The following is a 5,148-nucleotide window of genomic DNA, read 5'->3' as shown; positions in this document are numbered from 1 at the left end:
GGCGGGTCGCATCTGTCGTGCGACCCGCCCCTTCCTCTTCCCACCAGGAGAAACCCGAATGACCTCCCCCACCCGCATCGTCGTCGACCGCGCCGCGGTCGGAGCCGACGTCCCCCGCCGCCTTTTCGGCTCCTTCGTGGAGCACATGGGCCGCTGCGTGTACGACGGCATCCATTCCCCCGGTCACGCCACCGCGGACGCGTCCGGGTTCCGTGCCGACGTGCTCGAGCTCGTGCGTGAGCTGGGGGCGACGGTCGTGCGCTACCCGGGCGGCAACTTCGTGTCGGGCTACCGGTGGGAAGACGGTGTCGGCCCCCGCGACGAGCGTCCCGTGCGCCTGGATGCCGCCTGGCACAGCACCGAGACCAACCAGGTGGGTCTGCACGAGTTCGCCGAGTGGGCGGATGCCGCGGGGCTGGAGGTCATGGAGGCGGTCAACCTCGGCACGCGCGGCGTCGCCGAGGCCGCCGACCTGCTCGAGTACGCCAACCACCCCTCGGGAACCGCCCTCAGCGACCGCCGTCGCGACAACGGACGCGACGAGCCCTTCGGCATCCGTCTGTGGTGCCTGGGCAACGAGATGGACGGCCCGTGGCAGATCGGGCACAAGACCGCGGACGAGTACGGTCGCCTCGCCGCCGAGACCGCGCGGATGATGCGCTTCATCGACCCGGGCGTCGAGCTCGTCGCCGCCGGCAGCTCGAACCACGAGATGCCCACGTTCGGAGAGTGGGAGCGCACGGTGCTCCGGCACACCGCGGGCCTCGTCGACCACATCTCGGTGCACGCCTATTACGAGGAGGATCCGGCCGACCCGGCGAGCTTCCTCGCCAGCGGCGCCGCCCTGGACCGCTACATCGGCGACGTCGTCGACATCATCGACGCCACCGGCGCCACGACCCCCGACGGCGGCGTCATCGGCATCAGCGTCGACGAGTGGAACGTGTGGAACCAGACCCGCTGGAACGAGGTCGACAAGCCCCGCGTCTTCACCGGCGACTGGCCGATCGCCCCGCGCCTGATCGAGGACGACTACACCGTCACCGACGCCGTCGTCGTCGGCTCCCTGCTCATCACGCTCATCCGCCGCTCCGACCGCGTGTCGATGGCCAACCTCGCGCAGCTGGTCAACGTCATCGCCCCCATCCGCACCGAGCCCGGCGGCGGCGCGGCCTGGCGCCAGAGCACCTTCCACCCGTTCGCGCTCACCGCGAAAGCGGCATCCGGTCGTGTGGTGCTCCCCCGCGTCGACGGCGCCCGCATCGACACCTCCCGCCACGGAACGGTGGATGCCGTCGACGCCGTGGCCACCGTGGACGGCGACGCCGTCGCGGTGTTCCTGGCCCACCGCGACCTCGAGCAGTCCACGACCGTCGAGCTCGATCTGGGCCCGGTCTCGGACGTCGCGGCCGTGGTCGTCACGATCCCCGACGGCGGAGACCGCCACACCACCAACTCCGCCGACGCCGAACCCGTCGCGCCCGCTCCCCTGACCGTCGAGGTCGGAGCCGACGGCATCCTGCGCTTCACCCTCCCCGCCCTCGCCTGGGTGCGCCTGACCGCGCGCCTGACCGACTGATACCGAAAGACATCGTGACGACCTTCTCCCTCGGCGAGACCGACTTCCTGCTCGACGGACGACCGCACCAGGTCATCTCGGGCACGCTGCACTACTTCCGCATCCACCCCGAGCACTGGGCCGACCGCATCCGCACCGCGAAGGCGATGGGCCTGAACACCATCGAGACCTACGTGGCGTGGAACGCGCACGAGCCCGTCCGCGGAGAGTGGGATGCCACGGGCTGGAACGACCTGGGCCGCTTCCTCGACCTGATCGCCGAGGAGGGACTGCACGCGATCGTGCGCCCCGGGCCCTACATCTGCGCGGAGTGGCACAACGGCGGTCTGCCGGTGTGGCTGACCTCGACGCCGGGGATCGGCATCCGTCGCTCCGAACCGCGGTTCGTGGAGGCGGTGTCGGAGTATCTGCGGCGCGTGTACGAGATCGTCGCTCCCCGTCAGATCGACCGCGGCGGCAACGTCGTGCTCGTGCAGATCGAGAACGAGTACGGTGCCTACGGCTCGGACAAGGACTACCTGCGCGAGCTCGTGCGCGTGACGAAGGACGCCGGCATCACGGTGCCGCTGACCACCGTCGACCAGCCGATGCCGTGGATGCTCGAGGCGGGGAGCCTGCCCGAGCTGCACCTGACCGGATCGTTCGGTTCGCGCTCCGCCGAACGCCTCGAGACCCTCCGCGAGCACCAGCCCACGGGGCCGCTCATGTGCAGCGAGTTCTGGGACGGCTGGTTCGACTGGTGGGGCAGCATCCACCACACGACCGACCCCGCGGCATCCGCCCACGATCTCGACGTGCTGCTCGCGGCCGGGGCCTCGGTGAACATCTACATGGTGCACGGCGGGACCAACTTCGGCACGACGAACGGCGCGAACGACAAGGGACGCTTCGACCCGATCGTCACCTCGTACGACTACGACGCCCCGATCGACGAATCGGGGCACCCGACGGCGAAGTTCCACGCGTTCCGCGAGGTCATCGCCAAGTACGCTCCCGTGCCCTCGGACGTTCCCGGCCCTCGACCCGAGGCTCCGGCCTTCGACGTCGCCCTGTCGGGCGAGGGCGAGTGGATGCCGGTGGTCGCCCCCGCGGCGATGGCCGACGACCCGCCGAGCTTCGAGCAGCTCGCGCACCTCGGCCCGCTCGTGCGCTACGACGTCGCGCTGCCCGCGTTCACCGGCCCCGCGGCCCTGGTGTTCGACGAGATCCGCGATCTGGCCTGGGTGCACGTCGACGGGACCCCCATCGGTCGCCTGTCGCGGACGCTGCACGAGCGCGCGCTGACCATCCCGGCGGGAGCCCGACTGACGGTGCTGGTCGAGGACCAGGGCCGGGTGAACTACGCCGACCGTCTCGGCGAGGCCAAGGGGCTCATCGGCGAGGTGACGCTGAACGGCGAGCCGCTGACCGGATGGACCGCCACGCCCGTCGCGCTCGAGGCCGCCGCCGGAAGCGGCACCGGTGCGGTCGGCCGCGCTCTGCTGCGCGGGTCCTTCGACCTCGACGCCCCCGTCGACCTGTTCCTCGACACCAGCGCGTGGGGCAAGGGCTATGTGTACGTCAACGGCTTCTTCCTCGGCCGGTACTGGAACAACGTGCCGCAGAACACGCTCTACGTGCCCGGCCCCGCGACCCGCGCCGGCGCGAACGAGATCGTCGTGCTCGAGCTGGAGCACGCGGTCGAGCCGGTCGCGCGCTTCGTCGCGGGGCCCTCGCTGGGGCAGCTCGAGGAGTAGTCCGTCACGAGAACAGGCGTACGCGCCGAGAACAGGCCGATTCCGAGCGGATCGGCCTGTTCTCGTGGCATCCCCTGTTCTCGTGGCATCCCCTGTTTCGGTGATGTCGTGTCCGCCCGGAAGGCGCAGGATGGGGGCATGAGCGACTACCAGATCACCGATATCGGAGCCATGGACGCCTGGCGCGAGCACTTCGGCGGATTCGTCCCCGAGCGCTCCCGCGACGGACGGCGCGTGGTCGACCACGAGCTGGCGATGCAGTTCATCGGCATGACGGCGAACGCCCTGCTCCCCGGCGAGGACGCGGGCTACTGGCACACGCACAGCCGAGTCGAGGAACTCTACGTCTTCCTCGAGGGGCGCGGGCAGATGGGCCTCGACGACGACGTCGTGGACGTCGGTCCCGGCAGCGTCGTCCGCGTCGGGCAGGGCGTGTGGCGCGTCTGGCGCGCCCTCCCCGACAGCCCCGGGGAGCTGCGCTGGCTGTGCATCCGCGCCGGCGGGGAGACCCTGCCCCACATCCCCGACGACAGTTCGCGCGACGCCGATCGCCCGATGCCCTGGGCTGCGGCCGGCTGAGGGCGCGCGGAGGGACCTACGCCGACCCGCGCCAGACCACCGGAGCATCGAGCAGGATGCCGTCGGCGTCGGCGACACCGCCCGACAGCTGCAGCAGCACGGCCTCGGCCGCTGCGGCCCCGAGTCCCTCGGCGGGTTGATCGACCGTGCTGAGCGGCGGGTCGGTCCGGCGCGCCCAGGCGCTGTCGTCGAACCCCACGACCCCGACGTCATCGGGGACGCGTCGACCGGCGGCCCGCAGAGCCTGGACGGCTCCGGCGGCCACGGCATCCGAGGCTCCGAAGACCGCGTCGATGTCGGGGGCGCGCTCGAGCAGTCGCCGCATGCCCGCCTCGCCGTCGGCGAAGGCGTAGAGCGGCACGGACTCGACGAGCGTGTCGTCGAAGTCGTCGCCGAGCGCTTCGCGGAAACCCGCGAGGCGGTCGCTGCCCGAGTCGCGGTCGAGCGCGGCGGCGATCATGCCGATGCGCCGGCGCCCGGACGCGCGCACGCGCGCGGTGATGGCCCGCGCGGCGCCGAGGTTGTCGATGCCGACCCAGGGACGGTTGATGCCCGGCGGGTGGCCCACGTAGGCGACGGGCAGCCCGAGTCGCTCGACGACGTCGGTGATCGGGTCGTGCTGGCGGGCCGAGACGATGACCGCGCCGTCGACGAAGCCGCCGCTGAGGTAGCGCGCGACGCGATCGGTGTCGCGATCGGTGTCGACGACGACGCAGACCATCTGGTAGTCGGCCTGGGACAACGCGGTGTTGGCACCCAGCATGATGGCGCCGATGTTGGGGTCTTCGAGGAACAGCGAATGGGGTTCGTGCACGATGAACCCCACCGCCTGCGTGCGCTGACGCACCAGGGTGCGCGCGGCGTTGTTGGGGACGTAACCGACCTCGCGAATGGCGGCCTGGATGGCTTCTCGCGCGTGATCCGAGACGTAGCCGCCGTTGAGAACGCGGCTCACCGTGCCCCGCGAGACCCCGGCCGCCTTCGCCACGTCGTGCACGGTGCTGCGCCGGCGCCCGGGCGGAGGAGGCGTCATGAGGGTCAGCCTAGCGGCAGCGGGGAGTTGACGATCGCGTGACGCCGTGTCAGTATGTGCACGTTCACACATTTTCTCCACCCTTTCGATCACGGCAAATGTGTGCACGTTCACAGAACCCGCGAAGGAGCGACCCCCGGATGCTTGCCGTCGACCATCTGGCCCCTCGGACCCGAGAGGACGCGCCGCTGTCTTCGCTGACCCGCGAGGGTCTGGTGTTC

The 5,148-nt window shown here is 71.0% G+C and carries 4 protein-coding genes; 3 read left to right on the top strand and 1 reads right to left on the bottom strand.

From position 1 onward, the window contains the following. Positions 1-58: 58 nt before the first annotated feature. The 3 genes from QZ433_RS14105 to QZ433_RS14095 all read left to right on the top strand — a co-directional run bounded on the left by QZ433_RS14105 (position 59) and on the right by QZ433_RS14095 (position 3,894). Positions 59-1,579 carry an alpha-L-arabinofuranosidase C-terminal domain-containing protein gene (locus tag QZ433_RS14105; RefSeq protein ID WP_295784658.1) on the top strand — a complete coding sequence of 507 codons (1,521 nt, stop codon included), beginning with the start codon at positions 59-61 and terminating at the stop codon, positions 1,577-1,579. A 14-nt stretch (positions 1,580-1,593) separates the two neighbouring features. Next, positions 1,594-3,315 (top strand): glycoside hydrolase family 35 protein, encoded by a 1,722-nt coding sequence (locus tag QZ433_RS14100; protein WP_295784656.1) that lies wholly within the window; start codon positions 1,594-1,596, stop codon positions 3,313-3,315. Positions 3,316-3,453: 138 nt separating this feature from the next. After that, a complete protein-coding gene (locus tag QZ433_RS14095; RefSeq protein ID WP_295784654.1) occupies positions 3,454-3,894 on the top strand; it encodes a cupin domain-containing protein in 441 nt (146 codons plus the stop codon). A 16-nt stretch (positions 3,895-3,910) separates the two neighbouring features. On the opposite strand, the gene QZ433_RS14090 is transcribed toward QZ433_RS14095, so the two are convergent. Continuing rightward, the gene (locus QZ433_RS14090) at positions 3,911-4,927 is read right to left on the bottom strand and encodes a LacI family DNA-binding transcriptional regulator (protein ID WP_295784652.1); all 1,017 of its coding nucleotides are present in this window, start codon (positions 4,925-4,927) and stop codon (positions 3,911-3,913) included. Between the last annotated feature and the right edge of the window lie 221 nt (positions 4,928-5,148).

Origin of the sequence: uncultured Microbacterium sp. (assembly GCF_913776565.1) — a bacterium.
Classification (GTDB): domain Bacteria; phylum Actinomycetota; class Actinomycetes; order Actinomycetales; family Microbacteriaceae; genus Microbacterium.
The sequence above is the reverse complement of the archived record's forward strand: the minus strand, read 5'-3'. Positions and strand labels throughout refer to the sequence as shown.